The organism is Microcoleus anatoxicus (assembly GCF_042465725.1).
GTDB lineage: Bacteria > Cyanobacteriota > Cyanobacteriia > Cyanobacteriales > Microcoleaceae > Microcoleus > Microcoleus anatoxicus.
Genome location: NZ_CP120853.1, coordinates 1197812 through 1213743 on the forward strand (window position 1 = coordinate 1197812; position 15932 = coordinate 1213743).

At 46.0% G+C, this 15932-nt stretch carries 14 protein-coding genes and 1 tRNA gene; 6 read left to right on the forward strand and 9 right to left on the reverse strand.

The features are described from left to right. The first annotated feature begins 109 nt into the window (after positions 1–109). Positions 110–520: a hypothetical protein gene (locus P2A85_RS05060; RefSeq protein ID WP_377477892.1), complete on the forward strand. Its 411-nt coding sequence runs from the start codon at positions 110–112 to the stop codon at positions 518–520. On the opposite strand, the gene P2A85_RS05065 is transcribed toward P2A85_RS05060, so the two are convergent. The 3 genes from P2A85_RS05065 to P2A85_RS05075 all read right to left on the reverse strand — a co-directional run bounded on the left by P2A85_RS05065 (position 517) and on the right by P2A85_RS05075 (position 2635). Then, positions 517–642: a hypothetical protein gene (locus P2A85_RS05065; RefSeq protein WP_377477893.1), complete on the reverse strand. Its 126-nt coding sequence runs from the start codon at positions 640–642 to the stop codon at positions 517–519. The two genes, P2A85_RS05060 and P2A85_RS05065, sit on opposite strands and share 4 nt — an antisense overlap. Before the next feature lie 17 nt (positions 643–659). Further along, a complete protein-coding gene (locus P2A85_RS05070) occupies positions 660–800 on the reverse strand; it encodes a hypothetical protein (protein WP_340519880.1) in 141 nt (46 codons plus the stop codon). Between the two features lie 143 nt (positions 801–943). Then, a complete protein-coding gene (locus P2A85_RS05075) occupies positions 944–2635 on the reverse strand; it encodes a transglutaminase domain-containing protein (RefSeq protein WP_377477894.1) in 1692 nt (563 codons plus the stop codon). A gap of 439 nt (positions 2636–3074) precedes the next feature. Between P2A85_RS05075 and P2A85_RS05080 the strand changes: the two genes are divergently transcribed. Together P2A85_RS05080 and P2A85_RS05085 are read left to right on the forward strand one after the other, a co-directional pair. Then, positions 3075–3935 carry a DUF928 domain-containing protein gene (locus P2A85_RS05080; RefSeq protein ID WP_377477895.1) on the forward strand — a complete coding sequence of 287 codons (861 nt, stop codon included), beginning with the start codon at positions 3075–3077 and terminating at the stop codon, positions 3933–3935. 277 nt (positions 3936–4212) lie between these two features. Beyond that, a complete protein-coding gene (locus P2A85_RS05085) occupies positions 4213–6060 on the forward strand; it encodes a ShlB/FhaC/HecB family hemolysin secretion/activation protein (RefSeq protein WP_377477896.1) in 1848 nt (615 codons plus the stop codon). Positions 6061–6329: 269 nt separating this feature from the next. Here P2A85_RS05085 and P2A85_RS05090 read toward each other — a convergent pair whose 3' ends face one another. The 3 genes from P2A85_RS05090 to P2A85_RS05100 all read right to left on the reverse strand — a co-directional run bounded on the left by P2A85_RS05090 (position 6330) and on the right by P2A85_RS05100 (position 7912). Further along, a complete protein-coding gene (locus P2A85_RS05090) occupies positions 6330–6728 on the reverse strand; it encodes an alr0857 family protein (RefSeq protein ID WP_341731453.1) in 399 nt (132 codons plus the stop codon). 77 nt (positions 6729–6805) lie between these two features. Continuing rightward, entirely contained in the window at positions 6806–7321 is a 516-nt protein-coding gene (locus tag P2A85_RS05095) for an HNH endonuclease (RefSeq protein WP_341735778.1), read from the reverse strand. Positions 7322–7657: 336 nt separating this feature from the next. Then, positions 7658–7912, reverse strand: coding sequence for a hypothetical protein (locus P2A85_RS05100; RefSeq protein ID WP_377477897.1), 255 nt, complete (start codon positions 7910–7912; stop codon positions 7658–7660). 94 nt (positions 7913–8006) lie between these two features. Between P2A85_RS05100 and P2A85_RS05105 the strand changes: the two genes are divergently transcribed. Together P2A85_RS05105 and P2A85_RS05110 are read left to right on the forward strand one after the other, a co-directional pair. After that, complete coding sequence (locus tag P2A85_RS05105) at positions 8007–8342, forward strand: hypothetical protein (RefSeq protein ID WP_341735776.1); 336 nt, start codon at positions 8007–8009, stop codon at positions 8340–8342. A 134-nt stretch (positions 8343–8476) separates the two neighbouring features. Further along, on the forward strand, positions 8477–9808 hold the full coding sequence (locus P2A85_RS05110) for a D-alanyl-D-alanine carboxypeptidase (RefSeq protein ID WP_377477898.1): 1332 nt from the start codon (positions 8477–8479) through the stop codon (positions 9806–9808). 207 nt (positions 9809–10015) lie between these two features. Here the strand turns inward: P2A85_RS05110 and P2A85_RS05115 are convergent, their stop codons facing one another. Then, complete coding sequence (locus P2A85_RS05115) at positions 10016–11161, reverse strand: N-acetylmuramoyl-L-alanine amidase-like domain-containing protein (protein ID WP_377477899.1); 1146 nt, start codon at positions 11159–11161, stop codon at positions 10016–10018. A gap of 179 nt (positions 11162–11340) precedes the next feature. On the opposite strand from P2A85_RS05115, the gene P2A85_RS05120 reads away from it, so the two are divergent. Further along, the gene (locus P2A85_RS05120) at positions 11341–12585 is read left to right on the forward strand and encodes a serine hydrolase (protein WP_377477900.1); all 1245 of its coding nucleotides are present in this window, start codon (positions 11341–11343) and stop codon (positions 12583–12585) included. A 91-nt stretch (positions 12586–12676) separates the two neighbouring features. Here P2A85_RS05120 and P2A85_RS05125 read toward each other — a convergent pair. Both P2A85_RS05125 and P2A85_RS05130 read right to left on the reverse strand, forming a co-directional pair. Next, positions 12677–12748 (reverse strand) — tRNA-Gln (locus tag P2A85_RS05125). Positions 12749–12851: 103 nt separating this feature from the next. Then, on the reverse strand, positions 12852–15509 hold the full coding sequence (locus P2A85_RS05130) for a GAF domain-containing protein (protein ID WP_377477901.1): 2658 nt from the start codon (positions 15507–15509) through the stop codon (positions 12852–12854). Positions 15510–15932: the final 423 nt, after the last annotated feature.

The following is a 15932-nucleotide window of genomic DNA, read 5'->3' on the forward strand; positions in this document are numbered from 1 at the left end:
GTTAGTTGTCATTAGCTACTATGAGTATTATTATATCAGATTTACTCCTAATAGCTAACTACCAACCAATAACACAAATAACAAATTCCCCATTCCCCATTCCCCATTTATGAACAATCCGATTATTTGGCTACACGGAGACTGCCTGAACCCAAAAGACCCCGTTTTTCAAGCATACCCAAATGCACCGGCGATTTGGGTTTGGGATGATGCGCTAATCGATGAATGGCAGTTAAGTCTCAAGCGCATCTTGTTTATTTACGAATGTTTGCTGGAATTGCCGGTAATTATTCGGCGCGGCGATGTGGCTACAGAAGTTATGGCTTTTGCTCAAGAATTCAGTGCCAATCAAGTAGTGACGACGGAAAGTCCCAGTCCTCGGTTTCAGGATATTTGTCTAAAAATTCAGCCGCTCCCGGTTGAAATTTTATCCCCAGAACCCTTTGTGCGCTATGATGGCTACATTGATTTGAAGCGTTTTTTCCGCTACTGGCGTGTAGCAGAAAAATATGTTTTTTAATTAGCTATCTCAGGATGAATACAGGCTAATTTCTCTATTCCTTCTGTATTCATTTTGGATTCAATTCCAAAAAACAAAGCGATCGCACTCGATCGCCTTGTATTACCCATAAAAATTGCCATTTGTCAATAGCAAACAGCTATTTTTTTTTCCGTTTAGCCTCATCTAACCGTCTGCGATCGCCCCACTCAAGCGCAGTCAAATAGGCAACCCCGCCCGTAACTATCAGCAGCAGTAAAAAGGCGACTACAACCAGAACATTAGCAATAGAAAATTCCACAACCCCTCCGACAAACTTCTACTTCACATTAAACCTCTCCCATAATTACTGTGGAACAGGCCTCAACAGCCTCTTCAAGACCAGCTTTTTAGGAGAAGTCTCTTTTAGATTTTAGATCAACTCAGGTTAGTTCACTAAAAACTTCAAATTGCTGGCAACTCTGACAAAATTGTAAACCTCACATGATTAATTGCCAGACTCCCCACGGAAACATTATCTTTTTTCACAGGAAGACCCTCACTCGTCAGACTTTGAAAGCGAATTCCCTTGCCAATTTCGACGTGGTACCAAGCTAAACCCATAAAAAAGCGCAAAGGATAAGGCCCTCTTTCTTGGATGTCATCAGGATTTGATTCCATAGGTACCCACCCAAAGCCCGGAATGTAAAACTCTAGCCAAACGTGATTAAAATCTGGTTCCAGTGGCAAACCTTTTCTGTCAGCAAAAGCCGGACACTTGTACCGTCCAATTGTGCGACAAGCAATGCCATTTAACCGGGCTAAAGCCAACAAAACCCCCACGTATTCGCCACAGGAACCAATACCACGGCGCAGCACAATATCTGGTGTGTCGATATGTGGTCTAATTCCGTAAGCAAGTTGGTCATAAACAAAATTACGAATGCTCAGTAATTTTCTGAGAATGTTTGTTTCTGAACCAATAGCAGCCGTTGCAGCCGATCGCACAATCTCCGTATCCATCGCCAAATTATCGTTATCCACCAAATACTTAGCTTCAAACTCCGGCGACAGTTTAGGAATCTTTTCCACATCCCTAGGCGACAATTGATACTTAATTGCTCGAACTTCCAACAAAGCCTTCCAGCCAAAAATTCGCCGTTCTCCAGCATGAAGCCGATCGAACTTAAACACCGCTACCCGTTCCCCCTCCTGAATTTCCTCAGTAAAAGGCATCCCGATCGGGGTAATTTGCGTCACCTTTTGCCGATGAGTTTCCGAAGGTAAAGCAATCCGCCACTCCAAATTATCAATTGCTACCTCCTCCAGGGGAGACAGTTCCTCGACATAGGACATTTCCATCAAAAAACCGTTGGAAAGAGCGTAGCCTTCGGCTTGATTGTAGTGAAAATACAAAGGGTGAATAAAAGTGCGATCGCGCTTAGTCAACTGAAAAGGGTCTGCCGAATTCGGGTCATCCCGGATGTAAAGTTCATCTCCAGCATAGGCCACATAAAGAACCTCTTCCCCAGTTGCCACATCCTGATGAAAAGCCAAGCCCGAAGGATTTTCAAAGGGTGTCAAAACACTAAATTTAACATCCCCATTTGCCCGTTCTAAACAGTAAACAGTTTGCTCAGTCTTGTCGCAAACCCAAAGTTCTTCATCCCGCACAGTAATATTTTCTACCCCAATACCAGGAGCATAAAATCGAGTAATCTCGCGCCCTGTATTGCAGTCAAAAACCAGAATATAGCCAAGTCTCTGACAGGTAACATAAAGTGTAGATTTCCACACAGCAATCCCGTCAGCCGGATAAGAAAGGGAAACAAAATGTTCCGGTTTCAGTTCCCCGACTTTTCCATCCCGAATGGCACCGCGACAGCAACAAATATCCTCATCGCTTGCAAACCAAAGAGTATCTTCCCAGATAGCCAGGCCAGTTGCACCGGCAAACTTAGCTGTTTGACAAGGATTTAAAACGGTAGTGTTGTCAGTTTCTTGATCGATCTCCAATAGTAGCCCTTCTGTCCGATCGACAGCGAACAATCTATTTCCTAAAAACGTAATGCCGTGCAGTGCGTAGACTCCGATGGGTCTGACCATCCGCAGCCGCGAAGGCTGTTGGTCACAGAGAATTGGTGAATCGAGGTTCATGCTAAATATATTGCCGATACTTTACAGAAAACCAAAACAGAAAACTAAATTTGTTACTGGTAGCCAAACTCCGAGAGTCCATCTGCAAAATTGCTGACTTGGAGGAGGCCCAATTGCCATCAAAGCGATCGGACTCTGAGAGTTCCACTCCTGTTTAGTGGTACGGCAGAGTCAGTTAAATTTGGGTTGAGCTCAGATGATGCCTGATATCAGATTTAACTCCCTCAACTCAACCTGTTGTGATGAATTCAACTCAGTATAAATACTAAGCTACCACGGTCGATCGCCACACAGGATTATATATGTGTCAGATCCTCAAAATTAATAGTATCTACCTGAAGATATAAATTAAGTACAACAGATTACTATATCTAGACAAACTTTGGGTAGAATAAAATCATACGATAAAGTTCTAGGTTTATCAGAAGGCTGGTCAATCATGGCTTGGACAAAGTGTCATCTAAATACCGTGGCCCTTTCCTTAATTCTGTCTTTGGAGGCAGTTGCCACCGTTAATTTCTCTCTACCAGCAAAAGCTCTTAACAGTCCCACAAACAGCGTCAGTCGCCCTGACATCCAATATCTACCCTTACAGTGGCAAACAGTTCAATTTTCCTCCCAAACCGGAACAAGACTCAACAGCCAGCCCATAGGAATGACTTGGAATAATTTTCAACCACCCGAACAGGGAGTACCTGGGCGGCGGGAAGGCGGAGGAACACGGGGCTCAAATTGTCCTTCTTCCACCACAGCCTTGATTCCCAAATCAACTATGGGGCGAACCCTTTCACCCAAACCGACTTTTTTCTACTATGTTCCCGTAACTGTGGACAAAAAAGTCGAGTTTGAGTTGGCTGACGAAAAAGACAAAACAATTTACAAAAAAAGTTTTCACATGGTAACTAGCCGTGCTGGTATCGTTAATGTGAGCCTTGCCAAAGACGGCACTTCGCCAGTCTTGGAAGTGGGCAAAAACTATCATTGGTACTTTTCGATCAAATGCAACCCCCAAAACTCTCAAGAGGATGTTCTCGTTTCCGGGTGGATCAACCGTACTGCACTGGCCCCAAGCTTGAAAACCGAGTTGGATCGATCGTCCGGGCACGATCGTCTCAGCATTTTTACCCAACAAGGTATCTGGTACGAATACCTCGCAACTCTAGCCCAACTGCGCGTCTCCTCTCCCAGCGATGCCAACTTAGCACTCCAGTGGTCAGAAATGTTGAGTTCGGTAGAATTAGGCACAATTTCCCAAGCACCATTAGTCCCAACTAATTTAAATTTTGAAAAGCCAAAATAAACCCAACTTTTTGCTCAAAAGGTGAAACTTGTAGAACTCTCAAATAAGTCCTGACTGTGAGTTGCCAGATTGGAGTGAAATCTGAGCAGTTGCCCAAAATTTGCGCAACGCTATATTCTACTAGAGTCTCCTCCCCAAGCACCTAAAGCCACTGACAAGATTTTAGGTGTGGACTTGGGGGTAAAAAGTGAGAACAGATATTTCAGTAATGTCTTCTTCAAAGATGGGCTGGTGCGATCTAGCAGCAAACAAAGTTATTTAACAGCAACAATTAATTATGCGCCGCACTGTCAATATTGTTATGTTTCGGGTTGGGGCCTCACTGCTAGGTGCAGTCTCGATAATTCCCTCCTATGCCCATCCAGCTAGATCCCAAACTGCCGATATTTCTCAGTTTCCCGCCATAAAACCACAGACTGACAATAATTTACCGCCCCAAAATCAGCCAAATTATAATTTTTTAGCCCAGAATTCACCGACAGAGCCAAGAAATCTGCCAGCGCCACCGACAGGGGCAGATCCAAATCGCGATCGCTTTTTGCAACCCACACAGCCACCTTCCCCAGAACCTCCCCCAGCACCGCCACAAATTCAGCCACCATCACCACAGCCACTTCCCCAGCCACTACCTTCGGATCTGATTCAAGTTCAAAAAATTCAAGTAGTTGGGAGTACGGTTTTAAGCCCCGACGAAATTAAAGCCTTAGTCAATCCCTTAGAGGGGCGTTCTGCCACCCTAGAACAACTCAAGCAGGTCGCCGACAAAATTACTGAAATTTACCTGAATCGAGGCTACATCACCTCCAGAGCGGTCTTACCGCCCCAAACTATCACCGCAGGGGTAGTCCAGATTCAAGTAATCGAAGGTAAACTCAGCAAAATTGAGGTAGAAGGAACTAAAAGATTGCATCCAGCTTACATCCGCAGCCGGATTAGACTCGGTGCCGGAATGCCTTTAAGCACAGCTTCCTTAGAAGACCAACTGCGCCTGCTGCGAGTCGATCCTTTATTTGACAATGTAGAAGCTAGACTGCGTGCTGGTGATAATGAGGGGGAGAGCATTCTCATCGTTCGCGTCTCGGAAGCTAATCCGTTTCAAGCTAGTGTTAGTATTGACAATTACTCGCCTCCGAGCGTCGGTTCTGAAAGATTGGGAGTTAGTTTACGCCACCGGAATATCACCGGAAATGGCGATGAACTGGCGGCTGCTTATTACCGATCGATCGGCGATTCAGACGTATTTGATTTTAGCTACCGCATCCCGCTGAATGCGATGAATGGTACTTTGCAACTGAGGGCTGCACCGAATCGGAATAGTATCGTGCAAGCACCTTTTGACGCTTTTGATATATCAGGAAAATCCCATTTATTTGAAGTTAGCTATCGCCAGCCCTTAGTGCGATCGCCCATCGAAGAATTTGCCTTATCTGGGGGTTTAACTTATCAAACAGGCCGCACTTTCGTGGCGGGGAAACCGACTCCCTTTGGTATCGGCCCCGACTCCAATGGTGTCAGCACTACGACAGCAATTAAACTGGGACAAGACTACATTCGGCGCGACCCCCAAGGTGCCTGGGCCCTGCGATCGCAATTTACGATCGGCACTAGCTTGTTTGACGCCACCAGCAACGAAGGTTCTGTTCCCGACGGGCAATTTTTGAGTTGGCTAGGTCAAGTGCAGCGCGTACAGCGATTGAACAACCAACATTTATTAATTGTGCAAGCAGACGTGCAGTTATCAGCTAATAGTTTGTTGTCTTCCCAGCAATTTGTAATTGGTGGAGGACAATCTTTGCGAGGCTATCGCCAAAATGTCCGTTCTGGCGATAATGGCGTTCGATTTTCCATTGAAGATCGGATTACTTTAAAGAGGGATGCTTCGGGTCTGCCGAAACTTCAATTAGCACCATTTTTTGATGCTGGGACAGTGTGGAATGTTGCCAATAATCCTAATAAATTAACCAATCAGACATTTTTAGCTGGTTTAGGTTTGGGTGTACTTTGGGAACCGATACCGCGAGTGAATGTCCGCTTAGAATACGCTTTGCCTTTGGTGAGAATTAGCGATCGCGGAGACAATCTTCAAGATTCGGGGATTTACTTCAATATCATTTATACACCCTGATGGGCAGGGCTGTAACATTGCTATTGTAGAGGCAGCGCATAGTGGCTGCCCCAATCCCTGAAACACATCCAAAATCCTGGATGATATCAATTCCGGTTGTATCGTCAGGTGATTTAACCGCGAAGGCGCGTTCGGCGAAGCCGTTCCCGTAGGGTAGGGCGCGAAGGAAGACAAGAGAGGATTTTATATGAGGAGGGCCGACAAAGAAAGGCACGGCCCCTGAACAATCATCGTTTGTAGGTTTAACAGAGCGGATTCTGCCTTTAATTTCAATCGCCGACTTCCTCGACAACAGAATTTACAGGTTGAGTTTCCAGCCAGAGTTTGAGTAACAAGAACTCCGCACGATCGCCCAGAACAGTCACAAACACCCCATCAGCGTCCTCAGACTCGGTGCCAATCCATGTACCGCGCAAACTTACTTCTACATATTCAGCATCAGCAACACAAAGGGCGATCGTACCACTGCCGTCGGCGCGGACCTCAGATTCTAGCAAAGACAGCGCTGGTAAATTTGCCGGCAGCAAAAACGCCGCAGTGCTCGGTTCGACGCTGATGCTTTGACCAACTCGCATAGCCAGCACAACTCGCAGCGCCACCAACTGTTCGGGAGATTGAGCCAAACGCTCTAGGTTAAAGCCCGTTTCAGTGTAAGTCAACTTCAGCATATTGACAGCCTTAAAATTTGGAATTGAAAATTTGAAATCAGGAATCGGGAACCCCCCGGACCCCCCGGCCCATGGACCTATTCACCTATTTGATGTTCGTGCCAAAACATTTCAGCAAAAGCAACAGTAGGGTGCATGGGCGCCTTTGGCTTAGCCCGCAGAGGCATTCCAGCTTCTATGGGAGTTCGATCGCCCTTACGAGAATTACACCCTTCGCAAGCAGCCACCACGTTGTCCCAGGTATGCAAACCACCCTTGGAGCGAGGCATCACATGGTCCAAGGTCAAACGCTTGTTACTACCACAGTATTGGCAACAATGACCATCCCGGCGCAAGACTTCCCGGCGATTCACCGGGGGCACTTTCCAAAGACGTTCCCTGTCTGCCAAAGTTAAACGGATGTGTTCGGGTACATGAATCGCTGTGCTGGGCGATCGCACCAACCAGCCATTGCCAGTAGTAAAATCTAGAGGTTCAGCTTTGCCAGTGACTAAAAGTACGATCGCCCGTTTGATGTTGACACGGCTCATCGGCAGATAATTTTTAGAAAACACCACTACAGATTGCCTTAATACATCAGTTGCTACGGTCATGGCTTGCTTCTCCTCATCAATTTTGGATGTTGGATTGGGATATGAGATTTATCGCCCCCTGAAGGCGAAATCTCCTTTCTGGCTAGTTCCCGAAGTCAGTCAATTTAAGATTTGAGACATCAATATCAATTCCGGTTGTATCGGAATGATTTAACCGCGAAGGCGCGAAGGACGCGAAGGAAGAGAAAAGAGAGTTTAATACAGGACGATGAAGAGAGGATTTGATATCAGGGAATCTGTCACATTTTTCATCAAAAGCCCCCGCTTCTCTTAGTGGAAAGCGGGGGCTAGAAAAACTGCTAAAGGCAAATTTTCATCCTGTCCTGGTACTGTCGTTTAGCAGTACCTCCCGCTTCGCACATTTCCCTGTGGCTGTGCCACTTCTAGACCGTCTCGGCCTAGGTCATGATGATTAATTTCTGCAACTTGTCCTAATCCAATATAACTGCCTTTAAACAGGCTCTCGCCAGTCAACGACGTTTCTGTTACCACCACAAATCCAGTCCTGACGAGGCATCGTGAGGATTGGGGACGATCGCAAGGGCGATCGCACTTGGGTTGATAGTTGGAGTAGGGGGGGAGAAATTTCACAGAAGGCGGAAAGTCCTAAGAGAGGTTTAAATCTAGCTGTAAACATACTACACTGATATTACACATATGTCCACCCCGTCACGGAGAAAAAAATATGCATACCCTACCTAGAACTTCAACCACCGAAATGGAAGTTACCAGCATTCGACTGGAGAGGGATCTCAAAGAAAGACTCAAAGAACTGGCAGGAAATCAAGGCTATCAAGCGTTGATTCGAGATTTGCTCTGGAATTACGTGCAGCAGAAGTCTGGAGAGTATCGCCAGATGTTTTCGCGATCGGATATTCGAGCCAGCATTGATGCCACAGCACAGCAGGAGGAGCGCTGCGCCCTTACAGGAAAATTGATCCGACCCAATGAGCCGATGTTATTAGGACTGACCACCCACGGCGAGATGGTACCCTTAAGTATAGGTAGTTTGGCTGGATAGACCAGTCGATCGAGAAATTTCACAAATTTTGGTAGGGGCAATCCCACACCCGGTTGCCCCTACACAGCCTTCAACTAGGAGTAAACAACCCGGTTTCTTTGATATTTATATGTAAGTCCTATTAAAAAAAGCAGATGCAAATTCAAATAATCCTGAAAACGCGCTATTTAAAGTCGATCGCGCTAATGACACTGATGAGTGGATGTGCAGCCACTCCATCCCCCGAACTTTCATCTCCCACTCCTGTCACCGCAGCTTCCCCATCGCCGATTAAAGTCGATCGACCATTAATAGTCTCTGCCCAAAATCCGCCAACCACCACAAACACCAAAATCCAACAGTACCTCAACACCTTAACATCCCAAGGATTTGCCAAAGAAAACCAAGGAATTTGGATACAATCAGGCAACACCTTACTAGCAAATCATCAAGGAACAACACCTCTGCCCGCCGCTTCAATTACCAAAGTAGCAACATCCCTCGCAGCCCTGGAAAAATTCGGACCAGAACATGAATTTATCACCTTAATTAGCACAACCGGAAACATCGAAAACGGCGTATTAAAAGGCGACTTAATTATCCAAGGAAGCCAAGATCCATTTTTTGTGTGGGAAGAGGCGATCGCCCTAGGAAACACCTTAAATCAAAAAGGCATCAAACGAGTAACTGGCAACCTCATCATAGCCGATAAATTTTACATGAACTTTGAATCAAACCCCCTGAAAGCAGGAGAACTGCTCAAAGAAGGATTGAACAGCCAAATATGGTCTGCCGAACCAGGAGCCCAATATCAAACACTGCCTCCAAACACCCCCAAACCGCAAGTAAAAATTGAGGGCACTGTCAAAGTTTTGCCAGCAGTCCCCGACAGCGTAAAACCCTTAGTTAAACATTATTCTTTGCCCCTAGCTGAACTCATCAAAAAAATGAACCAGTACAGCAACAATTTGATGGCAGATATGTTAGCCGATAGTATAGGTGGCGCAAAAATTGTCGCCCAACAAGCAGCAGCAGCAACAGGAGTTCCCCCCGCAGAAATTCAACTTGTCAACGGTTCCGGCTTAAGCGAAGACAACCGGATTTCACCTCGCGCCGCCTGCGGTTTATTTTTAGCATTAGAACGCTATCTTCAACCTTATAATATGACAGTTGCCGATGTTTTAACCGTAGTAGGAAAAGACAAAGGGATACTGTCAGAACGGCCCTTGCCAAAACTAGCAGTAATCAAATCAGGAACATTGGATAATGTCAGTGCTTTAGGGGGAGCATTACCAACCCAGAAACAACAAACAGTCTGGTTTGTAATTATGAATGGAGGCACTAATATCGAGGTATTGCGCACTCAACAAGAAGTATTGTTAAAAGGCTTTTTGAGTGAATGGGGAGCAGTTCCCGCCTCACCGCCCGAATTAACAGCAAATCCTGCGAGAAATAGTAAAGTATCTCGTAGCGAAATTGTCAATTGACATCAAATTTGAGCATTCAACAGCGAACACCATCATAGCGCGAAGACAGAACAACATCTTAATCTATCTCTTCTCTCTCTTCCTTCGCGTTCTTAGCGCCTTCGCGGTTCGTTTAATCTAACTCCATTTTGCCTAGGATCGATCGCCCTATCGCGCGAAGAAAGAACAACATCTTAATCTATCTCTTCTCTCTCTTCCTTCGCGTTCTTAGCGCCTTCGCGGTTCGTTTAATCTAACTCCATTTTGCCTAGGATCGATCGCCCTAGCCACCACAATCCCGATCGCACTTTCAACCCGACCAATATATCGATGTAAGTCATAAGCCACCACCACCTGTCCCGCCGGCGAAGCATGAATCAAACCCAGATTCCCGTCCGCATTTCGATAAACCAAGCCAGTATGGGTGACATCCAATCCTTTCACATCCGTAGCTACCGCCACAATATCCCCTGGTTTTAAATCAGAATAAATATTTTTAATCTGATTTTTTGGTATGTAATTAACTGTAGATTTAGCCAAATCAGTTTCAATATTAACAATGCACTGATAAGTAGCTTCATCCTGCCGCATTTGGGGATAACTGCTGCGGTGCTGACTCATGAAATTGAGTTTTTTATCAAGAGGTACTCCTCCCAACTTGGCTGTGATATTTTCTACATTTTCGCGTTTTTGATTGTCATTTATCCATTCCGAAAAATAGTGCAAGCGGCTGCAATAACCGTTGATTTTACCGTTTAAATAGCGCTGAGACTCAATCCTATTTACAAAATTTGGATAATCGTAATCTTGGGCGGCCACACCCCGTGCGATCGCCAGTACAGTTTCGACAAATAAGACGCAATCAAACTTGTCTAAAGTGATGACTAATTTTTCGGTCTCGGATTTATCCAACAAACCCTCAGCGTAGGGTTGACCGAGAAAATAATTGCCGATCGCCTGTACAATTTCTCCCATGGGGCGAGCCTGCAAATTTTGTTGTTTTGCATACTTTACAACCAGCTCAAAACGTGCTATGTCTTCAGGATGTGCAACGGTTTCTGTAGTAATATGATTGGGTTCAGGTTGTCTGACCAACAAGTCAAGCAATTGAGTGTAGGAAATTTGGGATAAATTATTGAGTTCCCAAAACCAACTACTGCTACTGAAAATAGTTGGCTGGTTTGTTACCTCCAGTTTTGGGCTTGCTTCTGTAAACTGTGGCGACACATCCGCGTTGCGTCTGGATGTTTGTAGATGGACAATAGGTTCAGCAGCAGCAGATTGAGGCACAAATACCACAAGCGCAGGTATCAAAGAATTAGTAACGCCAACTATTGTTAATCCCAAAACAGCCAGCCCCCAAAAATTTCTCATATTTTTCAATGGATGTTGTTTCAACGGAGTGCTATCCTGAGATTTTTACAATTACCAGAACTATCAATCAGCCCATAAAACATTGAAAACTGGCAAAAACTGAGTCGATCGACACATTTGTCATTTAGAGGCCGCCTCATTATACACTGATCCTGCGAGTTTGATACCACACCACTGTAATGCAAGTAGACCGACGCCGCCGCCCCATCTCCCCCAGACGCCCAACCACCAAAGGACGCACCAGCCCAGGACGCCCAACTAATCAGCGTCCATTCAAGTCCCGTCGCCGACGGAGAACGACTTGGGCTCGGTTAAAATATCGCAATATTCTGTATTTAATTCTAGGGGCGATCGCCATCGGTTGGATCGTGACACTACCATTTAGAGGTCGTCGTCCCATGGAACCGCCTGTAATCTCACCTCAAGAGACGATCGCCCCACCGACAATTTCCACACCGGAAAATGTAGTAGACTCCAATTCCGATAGTAGCTTCACATACAATATCAAAACACCACCGAATCCAGTTTATTCTCAAGAATTGCAAGTTATTGTTGATGAAGCAGTGCAGATTGCGGCCTCCAAAGGATTACCCGTAGAACCACTATCAATTAGCTTGGTGGATGTCAGCAATTCCCAAGCCCACACCTTCGCCGGATATCAAAATCAAACCCTGAGATTTCCCGCTAGCGTGGCTAAATTATTTTGGATGGCGGCCTTTTACTCAGCCATGGAAAAAGGCAGGATAGCCGAAAAAGAATCGGTTTTTACTTCCGATTTAGAACAAATGATTCGTGTTTCCAACAACGACGCAGCCAGCCGAATTTTAGACAAGATTACGGATACAGAATCCGGGGAAAAACTAGCAGGAGAAACCTGGGAAACTTGGCTTGCAAAAAGGAATCAAATTAATACATTTTTTCAGTCATCGGGTTATGAAAATATTAGTTTAACCACCAAAAATTATCCCATATATTATTTAAAGCAAGAACAGCCTACAGGTCGGGAATTGCAGTTGCAAAGAGACCTGGATCGGCCCATTCGGAATCAAGTAACTACCGATCAAGGAGCCAGATTAATGTATGAAATTTATACCAGACAAGCTGTTTCCAGCATCGCCAGCCGCAAAATGGCTTACTTGCTGACGCGAGATTTAGACCCCAAGGCTTGGAAAAATGACCCTAGTAACTCGATACAGGGATTTCTTGGGGAATCTTTGCCAACTAATATTTATTTTGGTTCTAAAGTGGGTTATACTTCCAAGTGTCGCAGCGAAGTGGCGTTTGTCAGGACTTTAGACGATCGAGCGATTTATATCTTAGTGGTTTTCGCTGACGATCCGGCCTATGCCAAGGACGAAACCATATTTCCGGCAATTTCGCGATCGATTTTCGATCGCCTCAATGCTCGTAATCCCCAAAAGTAATATTTAGGAACAAAGTTATTGTCAGGTAGGAACGGGGTCTGCCTTTTAAAAGTTATCTACTCTTCATTGTGCTTCTTTGTTTCTACTATAACTGGGGCGAAAGGATTCGAACCTCTGAATGGCTGGACCAAAACCAGCTGCCTTACCACTTGGCGACGCCCCAATGTCTTAACCTTTATTATCTTACCATTGGGATGCCGGAATTTGTCAAGGGGTTTGACAAAAAAATTTGAAAATTTGTCTGGAAGACGATCGCCCGCTCTTGTTCAAGTCTTGCTCACAGAGGGGAGAGCGATCGGGATTTTAATCCTGAACTCCGCGCCCTGTCCTGTGTTTGAGATACACTCCAAGCTCCCGGAGTGTTTTTCTACCACAATTTGATAACTGATGGACAAACCCAGTCCAGTTCCCTTACCCACAGGCTTTGTGGTAAAAAATGGGTCAAACAAGCGACCTTTGGCTTTTTCTGTCAATCCAGGGCCATTGTCCCGAATCCGAATCAGCGCAAATTGACCGCTGGATTTGACCCAGGATGTTTCCTGGGAGTCGGTTCCCACTATCGCCGTCGAAATTTCGATCTTCTTGGGTGCGGGCTGATGCTCCAAGGCGTCGATCGCATTGCCGATCACGTTCATAAATACTTGGTTGAGTTGACTGGGGTAACACTCCACCTTTGGCAACTCGCCGTAATTTTTGACTACTTCAATGGGAGAAATCTGCCCGTTGGATTTCAAGCGGCTGTTCAAAATCAGCAAGGTGCTATCTATGCCTTCGTGAATGTCCACGGGCTTCATCTCGCCTTCGTCGTGTCGTGAGAAGTTTCGCAAAGAAACGACTATTTTACGGATGCGTTCGACTCCCATTTCCATGGAAGACAAAATTTTCAGCAAGTCGGGGATGACGAAATCCACATCAATTTCTTCGCTCTTGTGGAGAATTTCGGCGCAGGGTTCGGGGTAGTGTTTTTGGTACAAGCGCAGCAAATCCAGCAGATCTTTCATGTACTGCTCGCAGTAAGTCAAGTTGCCGTAAATAAAGTTTACGGGATTGTTAATTTCGTGGGCGACACCGGCCACCATTTGACCGAGAGATGACATTTTTTCGTTTTGGATGAGTTGAGCTTCTTTTTGCTGCAAATTCAGCAATGTTTCGCTTAGTTGGCGGGCTTGAGTTTGAGCGGCTAAGGCAGTGGCGCGACTTTGGGCATAAAGTTCGGCTTGGTCGATCGCGATCGCCAGTTGGTCTACCACCGCTTGCAGCAATTCTACTTCGCTCCAGGACCACTCCCGGCGGTTGCTGTAGTGATTGCAAACAATTGCTCCCATTTGACCGGCGCGAGTCTTGAGCGGTAGCAGCAGCTTGGACGCAATCCCCAAATCTGCCAAAAAAGCTTGCGTGGGTGCTTCAATGCAAGTGGTATTTGCCACATCGCCGATCCTGAGCGGTTGGCGGTGACGAATTTTTTCACCCAGGAGCGTGATTTGGGCGATCGGGTAATCTGCTAGTCTGTCCTTCAACTCTGGATTTGCCGCCTCGTGGGTCATGGCAAAGCTCTCCTGGTTCTGGGGTGAGACTGAATACCATAAAAAGTAGCATTGGTCAATCTGTAATAAGTTACGAATTTGGTTGACGGCAGTATCTAAAATTTTGTCGAGGTCCAGGGAGTTTCGCATTTGGCTGGCGAGACCAAACAGCAAACCTTCGGGCCTACTCAACAATTCTTCGCGAGCTTTCACTCGATCGATCCCCACAGCAATCACGTTAGCCATGGAGGCGATCGCCTCTAGGGTTCCCTCCGTGGTTGCATGGCGGCAGCACAGGGCCATCACTCCCACCAGTCGCTTCTCCACAATCAACCCGCTTGCGATGGCAGATGGCATCGACAGCAGAAACAGGGGGGCTGTGGGCAGTTTTCCTGGTTGTGTTGGCATCCACTCCTCTATTTCTATTTCCCAGGCTGGATTGCTCAGTCCTGAAGCAGCTTGCAATTCTAGTCGATCGGTCTGCCGGTTCAAGGTCCAGATGCTCGCCGCTGTGGCGTCTAGGTGTTTGACTATGGCGTCGATGCAGCCCTTGAGCATCGTCGGTATAGTCCCACCTTGTCCTAGGGCCGTACCGACTTGAGCTTGCAATGTGGACAGGCGCGATCGCTCTTGGCTTTCTCGGAGCGCTATTTCTACTGGCTGCTGGTCGATGATGGCCGTTTCCCACGGATAAATTGATGTCCCACCCTCACCAAACACTGAGAGATTTTTGGTGCCAAATATCTTTGTAGCTTCTTCTGGCTTCTGTACGCCAGAGAAGAATTCGTCCACAGACGATCGCTCTAATTCCGCTAATTCTCCTGAGTCTTCCTTGGTTGGTTCTAGCTTAGTGCCATGTTCCTGGGCTTGGGCTAGTTGGCAACGCAGTTCCACCAGGGTAGCAACTTGCCGACTCAAAGCTTTCATAGCATTGATTGCTTCTTTTGTCAAGTCTTTCGGTACGGCATCCATGACCGAGAGGATTCCCAGCATTTCCCCGTCCTTGGTGACGATCGGCACTCCGGCGTAAAATTTCACCAAAGGGTCAGAGGCGACTAGATGATGACTGGCAAATCGCGGATCTGTGGCAGCGTCTCGGATGATGCTAACTTCGGAGTTAGATACGGAGAGTCGATCGAACTCTTCAGGGTTTTGACCCATCGCGAGGGCACAAAAATTGAGGTAGTGGTGGGTAAAAGTTCGATCGAGACCTACCTGAGACTTGAGCCAGTGACCGTTAGAGTCATTCAAACTCACAACAGCCATAGAAGTCCGAGTCATCTGAGCAGCTAAGCCAGCCAAATCATCGAAACAAGCCTCCGAAGCAGATCCGAGGATCTGATACAGGTCTATATTGTGGAGCTTTAACACTTTTTTCGTAAAAGGCAAGGGTGCTTTCATGTGTGACTGCCCGTTGAGTTGCTTTTGCTAAGAATTATAAATAGAGAATAGAATCAAAAGGCATAGATTGTGGTTTGGGCAGACTGTAGCCTAGTGGCATCTAGGATAATTGTGCATGGTTTAGAGATATGTGGGAAATTTTGAGTTGTGGGAAAGAGATCATTACTTAGATTTAGTTTATTCATTCAGTATAAATTTTTTCTAACGTATTTATATCAGCGAGCGGTGTTGCCACACTGGTAGATTAAAATCCTGAGAGTGTGTCACAATACCAGTGTCCTACTCCTAGCCATGATGCCTGCTGAAGTACAGCTAGAAAATTCAGTGGAAAAATTTTAACGTGTTAAATTTAGTAACAATAGTTGGTAAAATTCGTTGGAAGCGATATCATTCAGCCTCTGGTGCATCGGTCGAGATGAGGGC